The sequence below is a fragment of the Salinicoccus jeotgali genome, assembly GCF_039538805.1.
Lineage (GTDB): Bacteria > Bacillota > Bacilli > Staphylococcales > Salinicoccaceae > Salinicoccus > Salinicoccus jeotgali.
The window spans coordinates 20,725-38,732 of record NZ_BAABCK010000017.1 but is presented as its reverse complement, the minus strand read 5'-3'; the positions used below and the strand labels follow the sequence as shown (position 1 = coordinate 38,732).

Annotated in this window: 17 protein-coding genes; 10 read left to right on the top strand and 7 right to left on the bottom strand. The window is 52.5% G+C overall.

Annotation, left to right across the window (positions count from 1 at the left end; all coding sequences use genetic code 11):
• Positions 1 to 39: 39 nt before the first annotated feature.
• Together ABD734_RS04225 and ABD734_RS04220 are read right to left on the bottom strand one after the other, a co-directional pair.
• Complete coding sequence (locus ABD734_RS04225) at positions 40 to 510, bottom strand: peptide-methionine (S)-S-oxide reductase (RefSeq protein ID WP_344701724.1); 471 nt, start codon at positions 508 to 510, stop codon at positions 40 to 42.
• 91 nt (positions 511 to 601) lie between these two features.
• Positions 602 to 835 (bottom strand): hypothetical protein, encoded by a 234-nt coding sequence (locus tag ABD734_RS04220; RefSeq protein WP_344701723.1) that lies wholly within the window; start codon positions 833 to 835, stop codon positions 602 to 604.
• 137 nt (positions 836 to 972) lie between these two features.
• Here ABD734_RS04220 and ABD734_RS04215 point away from each other — a divergent pair, with 137 nt between their 5' ends.
• The gene (locus ABD734_RS04215) at positions 973 to 2,379 is read left to right on the top strand and encodes a sodium/glutamate symporter (protein WP_344701721.1); all 1,407 of its coding nucleotides are present in this window, start codon (positions 973 to 975) and stop codon (positions 2,377 to 2,379) included.
• A gap of 103 nt (positions 2,380 to 2,482) precedes the next feature.
• On the opposite strand, the gene ABD734_RS04210 is transcribed toward ABD734_RS04215, so the two are convergent.
• Together ABD734_RS04210 and ABD734_RS04205 are read right to left on the bottom strand one after the other, a co-directional pair.
• A complete protein-coding gene (locus ABD734_RS04210; RefSeq protein ID WP_344701719.1) occupies positions 2,483 to 3,466 on the bottom strand; it encodes a formamidase in 984 nt (327 codons plus the stop codon).
• Between the two features lie 226 nt (positions 3,467 to 3,692).
• Complete coding sequence (locus ABD734_RS04205) at positions 3,693 to 4,802, bottom strand: M24 family metallopeptidase (protein ID WP_344701717.1); 1,110 nt, start codon at positions 4,800 to 4,802, stop codon at positions 3,693 to 3,695.
• A 123-nt stretch (positions 4,803 to 4,925) separates the two neighbouring features.
• Between ABD734_RS04205 and ABD734_RS04200 the strand changes: the two genes are divergently transcribed.
• On the top strand, positions 4,926 to 5,921 hold the full coding sequence (locus ABD734_RS04200) for a proline racemase family protein (RefSeq protein ID WP_344701715.1): 996 nt from the start codon (positions 4,926 to 4,928) through the stop codon (positions 5,919 to 5,921).
• Positions 5,922 to 6,060: 139 nt separating this feature from the next.
• Here ABD734_RS04200 and ABD734_RS04195 read toward each other — a convergent pair whose 3' ends face one another.
• Positions 6,061 to 6,909: an aldo/keto reductase gene (locus ABD734_RS04195; RefSeq protein ID WP_344701713.1), complete on the bottom strand. Its 849-nt coding sequence runs from the start codon at positions 6,907 to 6,909 to the stop codon at positions 6,061 to 6,063.
• A 145-nt stretch (positions 6,910 to 7,054) separates the two neighbouring features.
• On the opposite strand from ABD734_RS04195, the gene ABD734_RS04190 reads away from it, so the two are divergent.
• Positions 7,055 to 7,492: an SRPBCC family protein gene (locus tag ABD734_RS04190; protein ID WP_344701711.1), complete on the top strand. Its 438-nt coding sequence runs from the start codon at positions 7,055 to 7,057 to the stop codon at positions 7,490 to 7,492.
• Between the two features lie 46 nt (positions 7,493 to 7,538).
• Here the strand turns inward: ABD734_RS04190 and ABD734_RS04185 are convergent, their stop codons facing one another.
• Positions 7,539 to 8,885 (bottom strand): dihydrolipoyl dehydrogenase family protein, encoded by a 1,347-nt coding sequence (locus ABD734_RS04185; RefSeq protein ID WP_344701709.1) that lies wholly within the window; start codon positions 8,883 to 8,885, stop codon positions 7,539 to 7,541.
• A gap of 161 nt (positions 8,886 to 9,046) precedes the next feature.
• On the opposite strand from ABD734_RS04185, the gene ABD734_RS04180 reads away from it, so the two are divergent.
• From ABD734_RS04180 to ABD734_RS04150, 7 genes are all read left to right on the top strand, one after another.
• The gene (locus tag ABD734_RS04180) at positions 9,047 to 9,907 is read left to right on the top strand and encodes a putative RNA methyltransferase (protein WP_344701707.1); all 861 of its coding nucleotides are present in this window, start codon (positions 9,047 to 9,049) and stop codon (positions 9,905 to 9,907) included.
• A gap of 33 nt (positions 9,908 to 9,940) precedes the next feature.
• Complete coding sequence (locus ABD734_RS04175; RefSeq protein ID WP_344701705.1) at positions 9,941 to 11,218, top strand: condensation domain-containing protein; 1,278 nt, start codon at positions 9,941 to 9,943, stop codon at positions 11,216 to 11,218.
• Positions 11,215 to 11,877 carry a DUF6320 domain-containing protein gene (locus ABD734_RS04170; protein ID WP_344701703.1) on the top strand — a complete coding sequence of 221 codons (663 nt, stop codon included), beginning with the start codon at positions 11,215 to 11,217 and terminating at the stop codon, positions 11,875 to 11,877. Before ABD734_RS04175 ends, ABD734_RS04170 begins: the two co-directional genes overlap by 4 nt.
• 57 nt (positions 11,878 to 11,934) lie before the next feature.
• Positions 11,935 to 12,921 (top strand): alpha/beta hydrolase, encoded by a 987-nt coding sequence (locus ABD734_RS04165; protein ID WP_344701702.1) that lies wholly within the window; start codon positions 11,935 to 11,937, stop codon positions 12,919 to 12,921.
• Positions 12,914 to 13,120: a hypothetical protein gene (locus tag ABD734_RS04160; RefSeq protein ID WP_344701701.1), complete on the top strand. Its 207-nt coding sequence runs from the start codon at positions 12,914 to 12,916 to the stop codon at positions 13,118 to 13,120. Before ABD734_RS04165 ends, ABD734_RS04160 begins: the two co-directional genes overlap by 8 nt.
• A 34-nt stretch (positions 13,121 to 13,154) precedes the next feature.
• Positions 13,155 to 14,330 (top strand): diaminopropionate ammonia-lyase, encoded by a 1,176-nt coding sequence (locus ABD734_RS04155; protein WP_344701700.1) that lies wholly within the window; start codon positions 13,155 to 13,157, stop codon positions 14,328 to 14,330.
• A gap of 66 nt (positions 14,331 to 14,396) precedes the next feature.
• The gene (locus tag ABD734_RS04150) at positions 14,397 to 15,656 is read left to right on the top strand and encodes a TolB-like translocation protein (RefSeq protein WP_344701698.1); all 1,260 of its coding nucleotides are present in this window, start codon (positions 14,397 to 14,399) and stop codon (positions 15,654 to 15,656) included.
• A gap of 60 nt (positions 15,657 to 15,716) precedes the next feature.
• Here ABD734_RS04150 and ABD734_RS04145 read toward each other — a convergent pair whose 3' ends face one another.
• Positions 15,717 to 17,981, bottom strand: coding sequence for an ATP-binding cassette domain-containing protein (locus ABD734_RS04145; protein ID WP_344701696.1), 2,265 nt, complete (start codon positions 17,979 to 17,981; stop codon positions 15,717 to 15,719).
• Positions 17,982 to 18,008: the final 27 nt, after the last annotated feature.

The following is an 18,008-nucleotide window of genomic DNA, read 5'->3' as shown; positions in this document are numbered from 1 at the left end:
GGAGGAGGGGCAGGGCTCCACTAGTAATGACAGTGGCGCTCATCGGTACTTCATCAATAATTCCTTCGGGATATGGCAATAGTCATCGGGGCATCTATCCAGACGGTCCTGATGCTCCTCTCTACTTCTTACATAGTTGGTGAGGGGGAGGACTTCGACGGCGATTTTCGCGTGATCCTCCCTCTGCTTTATGAAGGCGTTCGCTGCTTCCAGATGCACTGGATCTTCGCTATATAATCCGGTCCGGTATTTTCTGCCGACATCTTCCCCCTGACGGTCCACACTGTACGGGTCGATGACCTCGAACAGGTGGCGCATCAATCGATCGACGGAGATGACTGCTGGATCAAATTCTGTCTTCACGCACTCGGCGTAGCCGTCATAGGCGCCTTCGAGTGTGTCGCTCGTGCCGTTGGCCCGCCCGGCCTCTGTCGCTTTGACGCCTGGCAGGGTCTTGATGAAAGCCTGGACGCCCCATAGGCATCCGCCGGCTAAGTATATGGTCTCCATATCAACTTCTCCTTTCAAAAACTTGAACACTTTTCTCAGAAACTCCGGGGTGAGTGGGCTGCCGAATCGAAATAGACGCTCAGCGCTCTTATCAATCTGATCGCGCCACAAATGATGCTGGTGCTCCTCGAGGAGGAGACGGGCTCCAGCTTACTGCTCGATCCTCCTGGTTGTAGCCATGCACCATCTTCTCGAGCAGGTCGAGGACGATGATGAGTTTGAAGTCCGCAATGCACTGGTCATATATGGACGTCGGGTTTTCCTCTAGGAAAGCCTCCTCGAAATTTTCAGGGTCGATTTTGCGGTTGTACCGATTATTACTCATATACCCATCCATTTTGTCATTGGTTTCACGTTTCCATAATATCATTGTCGGGAAGAGGAGGATAATAATAGCTATTGTTTACAAAAGGTAATATGCGATGATTATACTTTTTTTAGTTTATTGGGAGGAGTGTAAATATGAGTCCGGAACATATCGGATTTGCGCTGCTTTGTCTAGGGATTTTCCTCCTCATCGGAAAATGGATCCGGATGCGCGTGGAATTGATGCAGAATCTTTTCCTCCCGGCGTCCGTCATTGGAGGGTTCGTCGCACTGTTTTTAGGACCAGGAGTACTGGGGCGGATCGCTGGAAATTTTGTCGGGGAGGATTCGTTCTGGACAACCGGGATATTAACTGAAGAAATTATGGAAGTCTGGTCGTCACTTCCAGGTCTTATGATTAATATCGTGTTTGCAACGCTGTTCATCGGCACAGTTTTACCCAATGTTAAGAGAATATGGAATGTCGGTGGGCCACAACTGGCATTCGGCTGGACCTTGGGTTGGGGTCAGTATGTCATTGGTCTGCTGCTGACAATTCTCATATTAGTGCCGTTTTATGATTTGCCGCCGTTTGTCGGTGCGCTTGTTGAAATCGGCTTTGAGGGCGGCCACGGTACAGCGGCCGGCCTACAGGAGACTTTCGCAGAACTCGGGTTCCCTGAAGCCTATGACCTCGCTGTCGGGATGGCCACCGTCGGTATTCTGAGTGGGGTAATTTTCGGTATTGTCCTAATCAACTGGGGTGTCCGTTGGAACAAGACGGAAATCATCAGTAATGTAAAAGGAATGTCAGCTACGAAGAAAGCAGGTATCGTTGAGGAGGAAGATCGTGGTTCCGGTCCTGAAAAGACGGTACGCGCCGAATCTATTGAAACACTTACATTTCATTTTGCGATAGTGGGCCTTGCCATCTTTATCGGTTACCTTCTTCTTGAAGGCCTTAAATGGCTGGAAGCTGCCTCATTCGGCTCGAACTTTATGACATATGTCCCGCTGTTCCCGCTGGCGATGTTCGGGGGATTGGCTGTTCAATTCTTCGTGGACAAATACGATACAGCCCGTCTTGTAGATAGACAGATGATTACAACTATACAAGGATTTGCCCTTGATATCCTCATCACCAGTGCGATTGCGACTGTTTCCTTGGCTGTGCTGGGTGAGTATCTGGTGCCATTTCTGTTGCTGGCGTTATTCGGCATCGTATGGAATGTCTTCGGATTCTTTGTATTCGGTCCAAGGATGCTGCCGGACTATTGGCTGGAGCGAGCCATCGGTGACTTTGGTCAGTCGACCGGGGTGACAGCCACCGGCCTGATGCTGGTCCGTGTGGCCGACCCCGAGACGGAATCGCCTGCCCTTGAAGGTTTTGGCTACAAGCAGCTGGTCTTTGAACCATTCCTTGGCGGTGGGCTCGTCACTGCGCTATCCGCACCGCTCATCTTCCAGTTCGGCCCGATCCCTTTCCTTATATTTGCTTCAGCCATGCTGCTGATCGGGTTGCTTGCTGGTCTCCTTTATTTCGGGAAGAAGAGGGCGGAATAATCATTGCTTATAAAGAAGTGGTGAATCAAATTACCGAGAAAAGAACCGCTGGTCTAAATGGACCAGTGGTTTTGTTGTGCCGTTGATGGTGTTGTATTGAAACCTACTTCTTCCTTGGTGCAGGGAACCCATAATCCTGACCATCTGTATGGACGATGTCGTCTTCCCAAGGCAATCTGTAAGTACCGTTTTGAAGGTCCGTCATATAAGTGTAGGGCGCGTCGGTGACGCCACCTTCGACCGCAACATAACCGCGGTGGCCCAACTGATACATATTATTTTCCAAAGCCCAATGCGTCCGCGCTTCACGGACCAGGTCCGGCCTGACTTCGCCGGTGATGATCTCATCAGGGCGGTTGCTGCCTTCGACCATCGGCACGCCGTCGAAGTTGACGATCATGCCTTCGCCCATGGAATCGTTCGTTCCATCACTGCCGCACATGGCGACTGAAGCGGTGTAGGCCAAGTTGCAGAAGGCGTTGGATTGGTTGGTGATGCGCCACGAATGGTGGATGGGTGCAGTATAGCCAGCCGTTCTAAGTATGATGTCGGCGCCTTTATAGGCAAGTTCGCGGGTGACTTCAGGGAACATGCCGTCATGGCATATTGCCAGACCGAGTGTGGAACTGTTCGGCCCTTCGCATACAGGCAGGCCGAGGTCACCTGGTTCCCATGGTTCTACAGGCACCCATGGGTGCAGTTTGCGGAAATTCAGTTTGATCTCGCCTTTATCGTCGATGATCAATCCTGTGTTGTAGGGATTGCCGTTGGGGTTATATTCCATGATGGAGAAGCAGCCCCATATTTCGTTTTCCTTGCAGACATCCTTAAACGCCTGGACTTCCGGGCCGTCAATATCGCACATGATCGCGTCGTCCATGCTCATGGACAAACCGTGCAGCATGTATTCCGGGAAGACGACGATATCAGTTGGGGCGGTGAACCGCTTCGCCTTACGCACCATCTCACATACCTTTTCCGTCTGTGCTTTCAAGTCCTCTTTAGTTTCGGTTACAGGCAACTGTAGCTGTACAAGCCCGATTCCCACACCATTTGGTGATTTGTTCAATCCACCTAATCCACTCATCAATTTCCACTCCTTTTGTTCATACTAGTATCAGAATGCATGTAAAATGTTCTATCGCTCCATTATATTTTAAAATTCAGATTATTTAAAGTGATTACATAAACTACTTAATAATGGATGCTGATCGTCTTCACACTAATGGATTAATGGTGGAGTAGATAAAAAACTGTCCGATATTAAAATATATCGGACAGGGGCAGTCAGTTATTTATTTGTTGAGATAGCATTAGATTTTTATCGTCTGCAATTCCGTCGGGAAAGTGGTGAGGACTTCCGCTTCTCCGGCTTCGTTGATGTACACTTCTTCCTCTATGCGGACACCGCCATAGCCGGGGATGTAGATGCCAGGCTCGATGGTGAACAGCATGCCGGGTTTAGCGACATCTTCGTTCAAGTGATGGATGGACGGCGCTTCATGGACTTCGATGCCGAGGCCGTGTCCAACGCGGTTATTGAAGTATTCGCCGTAGCCGTGGGACTCGATGACGCTGCGCGCTGCGATGTCGAATTCCTTGAGTGGTACGCCAGCTTTGACGGCGTCGACACCGGCTTCTGTGGCAGCTTTGACGATATTGTAGATATCATTCTGTTTGTCGGTCGCTTCACCGATGATGAAGGTGCGTGTGATGTCCGAGCAGTAGCGGTCATGGGTGATGACACCGAAATCGATGAGCAGGAAATCACCGTTTTCGAGCGTTCTGTCACCCGGGGTACCGTGCGGCAGTGCGGCCTTTTCGCCGGCCAGGACCATGGTGGAGAATGATGGGCCGGCGGCGCCATGGACTTTCATCAAGTATTCGAATTGGGCGACAAGCTGGGCTTCGGTCATGCCGGCCTTGATGGTCTTGAGGCCTTCTTTGAGCACGGTTTCAATGATGCGCACCGCTTCTTTCATGCCGTCCACATCCTCACGGCTCTTGAATGTCCGCTGCAGATTCAGTGCTTCCTGGATATCGGTGAAGCGTGCTTCGGGGAAGACACTTTTCAGTCCATTGTGATGGGCGACAGTGACGACATTCGTCTCGATTCCCATTGTCTTCACGTCACTTTTGATGGTGGCTTTTATGAGGGCGAATGGATCTTCCTCATCGGAAATCGGGATGATGTGGTCGGCATCCGCAACTTCCGCTGCATCCTTATCGAGTGCCGGAAGGAAAAGGTGTGTCTCTTTACTTTCTACATCGATGAAGAGCGACATGTAGCGCTCGTGGGGGTCGGCAAAGAAGCCGGTCATATAATAGATGTTTGACGGATCGGTGATGAGTGCAGCATCAACCGCCTGCTCTTTAAGATTGGAAATCAGTGCATCTTTTCTGGATGTATAATCGATGGTCATAGTAGTAGTCCTCCAAAATTTTGGTTCTTTCCAGTATATCGAAAAGCAGGCAATGCGTCTAACCGGAAAATTATGGCACGGAAATTTCTTTATATTCTAAAACAAGAAAAGGGAGGGAATGAAGTGAATTACAAAAAAATGATCAATACCATCGACATGCATGTGGCAGGAGAACCGCTTCGGATCATCATGAGCGGGTTGCCAACCATTAAAGGAGAGACACAGCTGGAACGCCGTGCCTACTGCATGGAAAATCTTGACGGTATCCGAAAGTTTTTGATGAATGAACCAAGGGGGCATGAAGGGATGTACGGCTGCATCATTACACCCCCGGCACAGGAAGATTCCGATTTCGGCGTGCTATTCATGCATAACGAGGGATGGAGCACGATGTGCGGGCACGGCATTATTGCGGTCGTCACTGTGATGATCGAGACGGGCGCCTTCGGGGACAATTCCGATAAGAGAAGGTTTGTGATAGACAGCCCGGCAGGAAAAGTCATTGCCCATGCGCAATATGACGTGGATGAAGAACTTTTGGTTACATTTGAAAACGTCCCTTCATTCGTCTATCTGGAAGATATCACTCTGGATGTTGAGGGGAAGCAGCTGAACGCCGATGTGGTTTTTGGCGGCGCGTTTTATGTGTTTCTTAACAATCGACTTCTGAATTTGCCACAAAAACATGAACATCTGGCTGAATTCAAGGAGTGGGGCGCCATGATCAAAGCGGCGGTCGAGAAGCAATACACCATCCGACACCCACTTGAAGCAGGCTTGAATGGCATCTATGGCGTCATCTTTTCGGAAGAGTCGAAAGAAGGCACATGGCAGAACATCACAATCTTTGCAGATAGACAGATCGACCGGTCCCCGTGCGGTACGGGCACGAGTGCGAAAGCCGCCCAACTCTTTAATGATTCAACCATCGGGGCAGGGGACACGTTCATGAACCGGAGCATCACCGGCGGGATTTTCAAAGGAGAGGTGACCACTGAAATGGAAGTGGGCGAGTACGAAGCGGTCATTGCGAAAGTGTCCGGAAGGGCCAATATAACTGGCTTCCACACTTTTATATTGGAACCGTCAGACGGGATGCCTGAAGGGTTTCTGTTATAGCTTGGTGAGAGATCGGCTCACGCAACAAAATAATCAGTAGTCATTGAAGTATAAAAATGAACCCCCATTCCATCTGGAAAGGAGGTTCAATGAGTTATCTGCAAGGTGCCAGCACCTTACATCATGATGCTTCAGAAGTTTAGAGGTCCATTTCATCCGGTGTCATGCCGGAGAATCCGACGGTGTCCATTCCGTCCATCTGATCCATGTCTGCTTCACTGATTTCAAAGTCGAAGAGATGTGTGTTTTCTTCGATGCGTGAAGGGGTTACGGATTTCGGCAGTGGCAGGATGCCGTTCTGCATGACATATCGGATGCACAGTTGTGCTACGGATTTATCATATTTCCCGGCGATTTTTTTGAGGTCTTCGTTTTCAAGCAGGCGGCCGGATCCGATCGGGCTCCATGCTTCGACCAGAATGTCGTGCTGCTTGCAGTAGGCGACGGTATCATCCTGCGTGTACCCTGGATGATATTCGATCTGGTTGACCATTGGTTTGATTTCCGTGTTGACGAGCGCTTCCAGGTGGTGTGGCATGAAGTTGGAGACGCCGATGGCTTTGATCTTGCCTTCTTTATAGAGCTCGGTCATCGCTTTCCACGTATCGAGGTTAATGGTTTCCCAGTCGTCAGACTGTTTCTTGTTTGCTGGCCAGTGGATGAGGTAGAGGTCAAGGTAATCCGTACCGAGTGCTTTCAGAGTGCTGTCGAAAGCGGCTTTCGTCGTCTCATAGCCCCGTTCGGAATTCCATAGCTTGCTGGTGATGAACAGATCTTTACGGTCCACCCCGGATTCCCTGATTGCCTGGCCGACGCTGCCTTCATTTTTATATGCAGCTGCCGTATCGATGTGGCGGTAGCCGGATTCGATCGCCTTCTTGACGGCGTTGACCGCAGTTTCCCCGTCTGGTGTCTGCCATGTGCCGAAGCCGACGCCCGGAATCTCGGTGCCGTTGTGCAATTTGAATGTATCTGTCAATGTCTTCATCTGTCTATCCCTCGCATTTCCTCTGTTTATTTAATACAGCCCCCATTTTATCACGCATGTAAATCGAGCGTTAATGATGTGCACGCTGTGCCAGGTCATGGGCGCAAAAATGGTATGATTGGGGAAAAGAGGGAGGCAGAATCTTATGGAACTGTATCATTTTGAAGAAGAGATGTCGGGCACACCGGAGGAATTGTTCACCATAGTCAATGATGATGAGGAATTGAAGTCGTGGAGCCCGATCTTTGAAGGCAACGACTATCTGACTGAGGCAGAACGGGGAGTCGGCGCCCGCTTCATCACAAAGTTGAAGGTGCTGAACCGTACATACCGCTTCCGGTCTGAGATTACGGAATATGAAAAGAACCAGCATGTTGAAGTGAAGACCGTGCTCAAGCAGGGTGTGATTGTTTCAACCTTCAATTTGGAGCCAGCTGCTGCACGCACGACGAATGTGCACGTGACGAGCACATTCGATCCCGGAAAGCGTAAGTATGCGTTTATGCTTAAAGGGGTGAAGCCAATCATCAAGCAGGTGCTGGACCGGCAGATGAAGAAACTCGGCGGAATGGCAGGACGTTGACGGCATAAAAAAGAAGCGGATGACATTCATCCGCTTCGGTAGTACGCTACAACAATTCGAATTTGAGCATATCGATGACGCCGCTTGAAGGGCTTGGGAAGGCGAAAATCATGGCAGAGAGGTCCTGCGCCGTCACTTTCTGGTTGACTGCGAAAGTGAGGACGTTGACCAAGTCAGCTGCATCATTGCCGTATATTTCAGCGCCGACCAGACGTTTGTCCTGGTCGATGATGATATCCATCTGGGCATCGGTTTCGTTCTTGTACTCAAACAACAGCCGTTTGCCGAACTCGACCGTTTTAACGGTGAGGGCGTCATCTTCCTCCGCTTCGGCAACTGTCGTGCCGATTGTGGCAAGGCGCGGCAGTGTATAGAGTACATTCGGGATGGCCGGGTATTTGAGCGGTTCCGTATTCATGCCGGTGATATGCGCGGCAATGTATTCCGACTCGAATGTGGCGGTCGGCGTGAGTTTTGGAATCGTCTTGTCCAGCACATCGCCGCTTGCGTAGATGTTCGGTTGTGCGGTACGCAGGTAGCCGTCTGTCTGGATGCCGTTTTTCGTATATCTGACTCCGGCATTCTCAAGACCGAGCCCGGCGACGTTCGGTACGCGTCCGGTGGCATCGATGATGCAGTCGGTGGATAGTGTCATACCGGATTCGGTACGCAATGTATAGCGCCCGCCATCCTTCGAGATTTCGGCAGTATCTTCATTGTAGTGGAAATGGACGCCTTCCGACTCGAGTTTTTTGGTGAGCATGCCGACATGCTTGCGGTTGAAGCCACGGAGCATTTCATCGGAATGGGTGATGATATGGACTTCCGCCCCCGTCTTGATGGCGATGGAGGCGAATTCTGCCGTGATGAAGCCACCCCCGATGAATGTGATGTGTTCCGGCATGGACTCCATATCCATGAAGTCACGGCTGTTGCTGGTGTATTCTTTGCCCGGTATGTCGAGTGCGTTGCTGTGCTGGCCGGTTGCGATGATGATTTTATCGGACGTGAACGTCTCTTCACCGACTGCGATGGTGTGGGCATCCTGCAGGGTGCCATGATTCATGTGGATGTCGATGCCCTGCTGTTCGAACATCTGCCTGAGGCCTTCTGACATCGGTGGGATGACTTTTTTCTTGTAGTCCATCAATGAGGGCCAGTCGACTGTAGTGTCTTGGCTGAGGATGCCTTTATAGTGTCCGAGTTCTTCAAGCACTTCAAATGGTCCTTCGAGCAGGATCTTCGGGTTGCAGCCGAAGTTCGTGCATGTGCCGGCGATGGTGTCCTCCTCGATGATGGCAACTTTCATGTCCGCCTGGACGAGCGCCATTGCAGCGTGCCATGCGGCATGCCCGCTGCCGATGAACGCTACATCATAATCATATCGTGTCATAGTATCCGTACCTCCGTTGATTTGAATCTGGTCTGTCATACTTAAACATTAAATAAGCGCCCGCGTGATTACAAATGATGTGACTTGAAGTGACATTCATTTGCACAAGGCGGGCGGCTCGTCTACTATAAAACTAACACAATGAAGCGGGAGGCCGTAGTATGAAGAAGAAAGAAAAAAGCGCGCAGCTCGCAGCGAGGCATGCGGACATATTCCGCTGTCCAGTATGTGGGGCAGATATGCATGTGAGGGAGCAGGCTTCACTCGTGTGCCGTAATGCACATGCATTCGATTTCGCCAAACAAGGCTATGTCAATATGCTGAACAAGCCGGTCAAGACCCAGTATGACAAGGCGTTGTTTGAAGACCGGCACGCCTTTATCACGGAAAGTGGCTTCTATTTGGCACTGCATACAGCGATTGCCGAAACGGTGGGCCAGGTGACGGGGGAGTCAAGTTTGAAGGTGTTGGATGCCGGCAGCGGTGAAGGTTCCCACCTTGCCAGGATCATGGCGGACATCGATAGGGAGGATGCGGTCGGTGTGGGTGTCGATATTGCGAAAGAAGGCATCATGATGGCAGCGAAGCATTATCCAGAGCAGCTGTGGCTGGTGGGAGATCTGGCGGATCTGCCGATAGCCGATGCCAAGAGCGACGTCATCTTGAATATACTATCGCCGGCGCGCTACGACGCCTTCAACCGCGTCTTGGCGCCAGGCGGGTGCATTATCAAAGTCGTGCCGGGTGCGGGCTATTTAAAGGAACTGCGTGAGGCACTCTATAAGGGGACGGATAAGGCGCAGTACGACAACGCGGATACGGTGGCATTGTTCGAGGCGCAGTACGGGCCTTCTGAGCGCATGCACATCACAAAAAGCGTACCGCTCGATGAAGCGGCCCTGCGGCATCTTTCCGGGATGTCCCCGCTGGCCTGGAACCAGGCGCCGGGTGAACTGGATGATTTCATCACACAGGCGCGGACGGTGACGCTCGACCTTGAAATACTGATCGGACGTAAATAAGAGCAAGAAGATCAATCGGAAGGAGACGGTCGCATGGATGAGTGGTACAAGATAGATAATACAGGGAAGATATTCCATGCGGTATCGGATGCGACGAACTCCGCGGTATTCCGGGTGGCGATGATCCTGAAAGAAAAGATAGATAAAGATACGCTGCAGGAGGCGCTGGATATCGTCGCAGTGCGTTTCCCGACACTGAAGGTGCGCGTGCGTAAAGGGCTGTTCTGGGACTTCATGGAACATAATGATGAGCTGCTCAGCGTCAAGCGGGAAGCGGCGCATCCATGTGCGCCGATCGATGCGAAGGAAAACAACGCCTATCTCATCCGGGTGCTTTATTTCGACCGGCGCATCTCTGTGGAAATCTTCCACTCCGTGACCGATGGCGGGGGTGCGGTGGAATTTTTGAAGACGCTCGTCTACCAATATCTGATGCTGCGCGGCATGGAAGACCCGGTTGGGAATGATATCCTGGTGCCGGAAGACCCGCCGCGGCCGGAGGAGATGGAAGACAGTTTCGAACGCTTTGCCACGTCCCGCAACATCAAGCGCACGGGCCCGCGGTTGAAGCCAAGCTATCAGATTAAAGGCGTGCCGATTGACCCGCCGGGCATCAATGTCATCCACGGCGTGATGGATGCTGGCCGAGTGAATGCTTTCGCCAAAGCACAAGGAACTTCGCTCACAGGGTTTCTGCTCAGCGTATTGATCCAGGCGATCCACGACGAAAAGAAAGCAGGCGACAGGCGTGAGGAACGGATCGCGATAGCGGTGCCAGTAAGCCTCAGGCGGCATTTTCCATCCACAACATTGCGCAATTTCTTCTATGTCGCGAACATCGATGTCTCGATGGATGGCTATATGCAGTTTGATAGTCTCATTAAGGAAGTATCGACCCAGCTTGCCGATAAGACCGATAAAGAGAATCTGCAGGCCGGCATCAACCGCTTCGTCTCACTGCAGAGTAACCTCCTGACCCGGGCCATGCCGGTCCTGCTCAAATACCCGATCATGCGTTTTGGCTTCAATCAATTCGGCGAACGGCTCAAGACGATGACTTTGTCGAACCTTGGCAACATCAAGCTGCCTGATGCGATGAAACCGCATGTCGACCGCATGGAAGTGGTGCTGTATCCGACCCGGAAGAGTCCGATCAACTGTGGGATCGGTACGTTGAACGACCGGCTCACGATAACATTTTCACGCTCGATTATAGAACAGGAGATCATCCGCACATTCTTTATGCTGCTTAAGGAGAAGACCGGGCAGGACATCACCGTCTACTCGAATGACTGGGGGGATGAGATATGACGGAATGTCCGAATTGCGGTGTCTGGGTGGGCCAGGCGGAATGTCCGCTGTGCGACGCACCCACTGGCATCGACGTACATACCAGCGAAACATGGTATCCGGATTACAACCGGGAGGAACAGCGCATGAAAGCGCGCATCACCAGAATCGCCATTTTCCTCGGGGTGTTGGCAGTGATTGCCTCACTGGCCGTCAACATCATCGTCATGCCGCAGTACTTGTGGGTGTTCTATGTCGCCGTGGCCGTATTCTATATGCTGGTGTCGCTCAGCCATACGATACTCTCGGCTTCCCATATCGGCGGTAAGATCACCGCGCAGGTGGTCAGCCTGACGATACTGTTGCTGGTGATCGACGCGATGTCCGGCTCCGTCCAGTGGTCCGTCAACTATGTCGTGCCGTTTCTGATCATCGGCGGCATCCTATTGATGTCGATCTTCATGTTGCGTGTGCGTCTGAGATGGAGCGGCTATGTCAGCTTCCTGCTGATGATGATTGCGCTTGGCTTTGTACCGGGAATCCTCTACCTGGCTGGGGTGGCAACCGTCATGTGGCCGAGTGTCGTCGCGCTGCTTTTCGGCGTTACGACGTTCACGGTGATATTTGCATTCGCCACCCGCGCCCTCATGACCCAGCTCGGCCGGCGTTTCCATCTGTAATATAAATCAAGGGCCGCTCCTCTTCAGAGGGCACTTCAAAACGAAAGGGATGATTGCATGAAAGATGTCCTCAAAGCCTCAGCCGTACTGGCGGGCGTCGGGGTTTTATCGTATTCGGTACGGGCGCTTCTGGTAGAAGAGAGGAGCATCGGCAGCAAGCTTGCCGAAGATATCATCCGCTTCGTCAACTTCGATCTCGAAGATGTGGATGAAAAGATGCTTGCCGATAACTTCAAGGAGAACCGCAAGGAACATAAAATACCAGAAGGTATACTACGGTCGGAAATCGACATCTCGCAGCAGGCCGGCATGAAGGTCTACCGCATGCAGCCGCGGCAGAAGCATGGCAGCAGGCGGGTACTTTATCTCCACGGCGGCGGCTACATCCATCAACCATCGCTCTTCCATTGGATGTTCCTAGATCGGATGGTGGAGGATACGGGACTTGAATTCATCGTGCCGATCTACCCGAAAACTCCGGAATTCACTTATGATGATGCGTATGACGCGGTGGATCAGCTGTACCGTGAGCTGCTGGATGAAGACCCGGAGGTGCCCGTGCTTATGGGTGATTCGGCCGGTGGCGGATTGGCTTTAGGATTCGCCCAGTGGCTCGCGTCAATGCAGTTGCCCAAGCCGCACGGATTGATCCTCATATCACCCTGGCTCGACGTCACCATGACCCATCCCGAAATGAAGAAATACGCGGCGCTCGACCCGATGTTAAAGCCCGACAACCTGAAGGTCATCGGCCGCATCTGGGCGGGGAACGCAGATCCAACCTACTACAAAGTGTCGCCGATATATGGCAGCCTAGAGGGCCTGCCGAAGATCCACCTGTTCGTCGGCGAGCATGAAGTGTGCCTGCCGGACGCCCGGAAATTTGCCGGTATGCTTGAAGCGGCCGGTGCACCGTATTCATACTACGAATATCCAAAGATGAACCATGTCTTCCCGCAGTACCCGATCCGTGAAGGGGCACATGCACGCCGGCAGATGCAGGAGATATTAAAAGATTGGGGACAGGTGGCGTACAATGTATAAAAAATTATTTCTGATCGCTGTAGTGATACTGCTGTTCCTCGGCCTCTACGTCTTCGATTGGGTGGGGCCGAAAAACCGGACCATTGTCATTGTGGCATTTGTAGTTGGCATGCTGCCGCTCTATTTCCTTGTCAGCATAAGGGAGAAAAGGAAGAAGCGTAAAGAAGCGAAGATGGAAAAGTCGAAGCAAGAACTCTAAATCGATGGACGATGATTGTAAGGGGGAAGCATCTATGGATATGGTCTTAAATCGGTTTAAGGAAGAAGGGGGACAAACTGATCTGCTCGCGCACTTCACACAGGGGGTGATGGAGCGGTCGGCAAGATTCCACCAGAGTGTGCCGGAGTATGCGGCTACACCGCTGGTTCATCTTGATGGTTTGGCACAACAGCTCGGCGTCGCGAACATCTATGCCAAGGATGAATCGGAACGCTTCGGGTTGAATGCGTTCAAGGGGCTGGGTGGCATCTATGTCATGGCGGAATATTTCAGACGATATGAAGGCTTGGATTTCGATGATTACAATGAATTGCTGGAGCGGCTTAAAACGCATCCCGGCGTGACATTCGCGACTGCAACAGATGGCAACCACGGCAAAGGGGTGGCGTGGGCGGCCAGCCTGCTTGGCCAAAAGGCGAAAGTCTTCATGCCTGAAGGGGCGGCCGAACACCGTCTTGAAGCAGTGCGGCAACTCGGGGCGGAAGCGACTGCCACTACACTCAATTATGATGACACGGTGAAGGAGACGGCCAACTTGGCAGAAGAGCATGGTTGGGTGCTGCTGCAGGATACAGCTTGGCCAGGGTATGACGAGATTCCGCTGATGATCATGGAAGGGTACACGACCCTCATGTCTGAAGTCCATGCACAATTGGGGGACACATCCTTCAATGACATCACGCATGTATTTCTGCAGGCTGGAGTGGGGTCGTTCGCTGCTGCGATGACCGCCGCGGTAATCAGCAGAATGGACGGTAACGGCCCGCGGATCATCGTGGTGGAGGCAGAAGCGGCGGATTGTTTCCATCAATCGATGAAGGACACTTCCGGTAAAGCGCAACAAGTCACAGGAAGCTTAAATACTGTGATGGCCGGCCTGGCCTGCGGGGCGCCGAGTACCCAGGGCTTTGAGATGCTGAAAGCGTCAGCGGACGCGTTCATCCGCTGTGAGGACGGAACGAGTGAGCGGGGTATGCGGCTCTATGGCAGGCCGGTCGGTTCAGATGAACCTGTCGTTTCGGGTGCCTCCGGAGCCGTCACACTCGGCGCGCTGCACGCGCTGATGACAGAAGGCGGATACCCACAAGCACGGCAGAAACTCGGGCTGGATGCAGTTTCCAACGTCTTAGTCATCAATACAGAAGGGGCTACGGATCCCGATCACTACAGGCAAGTGATGGGGGAGTGACAGTCACAGTGATTGAACTAGTGTCACATCTAAAGGAGGGGTAGCATCAATAAAGAAAGGAGTTTGATGACGGCCATCATCATCGGCTTCATCCTGTTTGTTGCAGCAGTCACGTACAGTATGACCACAGACGATAGCCCGTACAGACACCATACGGGTTTGGGTGAATCGATTGATATTTCTCCGGACGATGATCAGGTGGCCTTCTCCTACTATGATGACGGCAGGGAATCCATCTATATAGGAGATATCGGCGGAGGGACGGAAGAAATCGCGCTGACAGAAGAGGCGGATCAGACCCAACCCCAGTTCACTCCGGATGGTCAAGGGTTGATGTACTTGAGCCGCTCGGAAGAGGGGATACAGACACTTCATCTCCTGCCAGAGATAGGTGGCGACCCCATCCAGCTGACAAGCACTGAGACTCACGTCTTTGAGGCTGCCATGTCACCGGATGGAGAAACAGTCTACTATATCGCAATGCCTTCAGAAGATCTGCTCGCGGCTCCTGAATCGACGGAAAACGGACGGGATCTCCACCGCGTCAGTAGAGAAGGTGATGCCCATGAAAAACTGACGGATAAGGATGCATTCGATATGCGGGGATTGAATGTTTCCGCGGATGGGGAGATGCTCCATTTCATGGGAGAGGCGATGCGTTCATATGACCTTAAGACCAAAGAGGAACAGCCCTATGTGGGAATCGGAAGACCTGGCTACATCGGCGTCCCGACCCTGTCGTCTGACGGCGCTTCACTTGCCTATACAGCCCAGGCAGGCGAGTCGGATAAAGGCACCTACATCTATGAGCTGTTTCTGACGGACACTGAAACGGAAGAGGTGGAGCAATTGACCAACCAAGATGCTTCGGTGATGTCCCCGGCATTCTTCAACAATGAAGAGCGCCTCGCATTTTTGGTGCAGGAGGACTGGCCGTCCGAGCCGGCTGTCTATGAGATACAGACGATTTCCTATGAAGGGGATGACATGGCGCCGCTTGAAGTCGAGATGCCGGAAACTTCGGGTGGGGTGGATTTTGGGACGATGTTGGATAAATCGATCAACACCGCAACCTTGACGCTCCTCTATCTGCTGACATTTGGGCTGGCCATCGTCTATGCGGAACTCCATGGCCGGACACTTATTCCTGTTGCGGCCAGCGCCTTGTTGACTGTGCTGGTTATCATCACGATGTTTTTCGGGCTCGATGACCCATGGAGAACAATCGGGATGATGATGCTTTCCGTCTGGCTGCTCGGTTGTACAGGTGTACTGCTGGTGTTTGCCTTGCTCTACAGAAAGACGAAGCGCTACAGGGGGAATTGAAGATACTCAGATCATAAAACAAAGCCTCCACCCATTTTTGGTGGAGGCTTTCTTAACGTGTCATTCCGGATTGCTGATATAGCGTCTGATGTGTTTGGCCGTCACCGATGACTCTACATCAAGCAGGCCGGAGGGCGCGCCGCTGTAGAGTATCGTGCCGCCCTTTAGACCGGGGCCTGGACCGACATCGATGATCCAGTCGGCATGGGTCATCATGGTGAGGTTATGTTCGATCAGGATGACGGTGTTGCCCTGGCCGATCAGCTCCTGGAAGCATTTAAGCAAGGTCGGGATATCATCTTCGTGCAGCCCGGTCGTCGGTTCATCAAATATGAAGACCTGGCCTGTCGCCTCGCCATCGAGGTAGCGGCTGAGCTTGACCCGCTGTATCTCACCGCCAGACAATGTATCGAGCGACTGGCCGAGGGTCATATAGTGGAGCCCTGTATCCTGCACGGTTCTCAGGCGTTCGATGACATGGGCGTTGGTCTTGAAGACGCTCAATGCCTCCTCGACGGTCAGCGCCAGTATATCAGCGATGGAATAGCCATCGACTGTGGCCGCCAATGCTTCTGGCTTATAGCGGGTGCCGCCGCACACTTCACAAGTCTGGGAGAAGTCCGGCATGAAGGCGAGCTCCGTCTTCAATACGCCTTTGCCGTTGCATTCCGGGCAGGCGCCTTCAGAATTGTAGCTGAACATGCCCTTGCGCAGTCCCGTCTGCTTGCTGAAGAAGGTCCGGATGTCATCGAAGAGGTCCATGTAGGTCAGCAGGTTCGAACGGTTCGAAGCATGGACCGGCTTCTGGTCGATGAATATCGCATCCGGATCATTGCGGAAGCCAGTCTTGATCAGTGTACTCTTACCGGAACCGGCCACCCCGGTCACGACGGACAGCACATTTTTCGGGATGTCGACGGAGACATCCTTCAAGTTGTTTCTGGTGATGTGCTTGAGGCTGATGAAGTCTGACGGGCGCCTCGGCTGTGCTTTCAGCTGATGCGGACGGTCGAGTGCCGTCGCTGTCGGCGTATCGGTCTTCATCAGTTCCTCATACGACCCCGTAAAGATGATTTCGCCACCGTGCTGGCCGGCACCGGGACCGATATCGATGACATGATCGGCGATCTGGACGACGTCGGGATCATGTTCGACGACAAGGACGGTGTTGCCCTTATCCCGGATGGAGCGCATGATCGTATTGATCTTTTCGATATCTTCCGGATGCAGGCCGACACTCGGCTCATCGATGATGTAGACCAGATCGGCCAGCGGACTGTTCAAGTGGCGGATGAGTTTGATGCGCTGGGATTCCCCGCCTGAGAGGGAAGGTGTCTCACGGGCAAGCGTCAAATAGTTGAGTCCGACATACGACAGGGACTCCATCTGCGCGAGCAGCGGCCGGATGATGTATTCGGATTTCGGATCATCGAGCTGTTTGAGAAACGGGATGGCCTCCTCGATGGACAGATTTGTGAAATCCGCGATATCCATGCCATCGATCTTGCATGACAGCACCGTGTCGTTCAGGCGCTTGCCGTTGCAGTCGGGGCAGTCGCGGCTTGTGACGACGCGGTTGACATCGTTGATGAAGCGCTTCTTCTCGAAGTTGTCATTGAGCAGGAACGACCGTCTGAAGCGGTGGATCAGCCCTTCGAACTGTGCCGTACGCGGCCAATTCGAAGGGGGATTCTTAAGACGTGTCGGCTTCGTATACAAGAAGGTCTCCATTTCCTCATCCGTATAGTCGCGCAGCTTCTTATCGTTGTCGAACAGACCGCTGTAGAGATAGCGTTTGCCGCGCCAGCTGTCCGGGCGGAAGGATGGGAACTTGATTGCATCTTCATTCAGCGACTTGTCGTAGTCGAGCAGTTCATCGAGGTCAATATCTTCGACATACCCCAATCCCTGGCAGCGTTGGCACATGCCGCTTGGATTGTTGAACGAGAAGACGTTGGAGTAGCCGACGAACGGTTCCCCGATCCTCGACCACAATAGACGCACGGACGAGTATATGTCGGAAATCGTGCCGACCGTGGAACGGGAATTGCCGCCGAGGCGCTTCTGGTTGATGATCATCGCCACCGGCAGGTTCTCGATCTGATCGACGTCCGGCTTCTCGTACTGCGTCATCTGATTCTGCAGATAGCTTGAATACGTTTCGTTCAACAGGCGTTCCGATTCGGCCGCAAGTGTATTGAACACAAGCGATGACTTGCCTGAGCCGGAGCGTCCAGTAAAGACAGTCAGGGTATGTTTTGGTATATCGACGCTCACATTCTTCAAGTTATTCTGATTGGCGCCTTTGATGCGTATATATGACATTCGGTTCACCTCCCTGTCAGTCTACCC